Origin of the sequence: Streptomyces chattanoogensis (genome assembly GCF_001294335.1) — a bacterium.
Classification (GTDB): Bacteria; Actinomycetota; Actinomycetes; order Streptomycetales; family Streptomycetaceae; genus Streptomyces; species Streptomyces chattanoogensis.
Window position 1 is genome coordinate 1 of the sequence record NZ_LGKG01000095.1, and the last position, 309, is coordinate 309.

1 protein-coding gene is annotated in these 309 nt (G+C 76.4%); it reads left to right on the forward strand.

The window, feature by feature from the left end; genetic code table 11:
- The first annotated feature begins 122 nt into the window (after positions 1 to 122).
- On the forward strand, positions 123 to 272 hold the full coding sequence (locus ADL29_RS43415) for a hypothetical protein (RefSeq protein ID WP_157878463.1): 150 nt from the start codon (positions 123 to 125) through the stop codon (positions 270 to 272).
- Positions 273 to 309 lie beyond the last annotated feature (37 nt).

Consider the following 309-nt stretch of genomic DNA (forward strand, 5'->3'; position numbering starts at 1 on the left):
CGTCCGGCCCCGAGGGGCACACCTGCCCGGCCTGCCAGGCTGGACGCGGCCCGGTGCTCGAACGGGGCGAGTGCGCCCGGTGCGGCGGTCGGGTCGGGGTCCGGCACGGCAAGGAACGGTGCATGTCCTGCGGGGAGTTGACCCCCGAGAACGACCCCGAGTGGGACGAGCCGCCCGGGGACGACGACGACCAGGACGAGCCGCCCGGCGCCTACTGTGCGTGCTCAGACCCGGACTGCCCGACCCCTGACGGCCGGTACACCCACGGCTGACCGAGGCTCCCCGCGGCCCCCTGCTCCCACCCGGAGC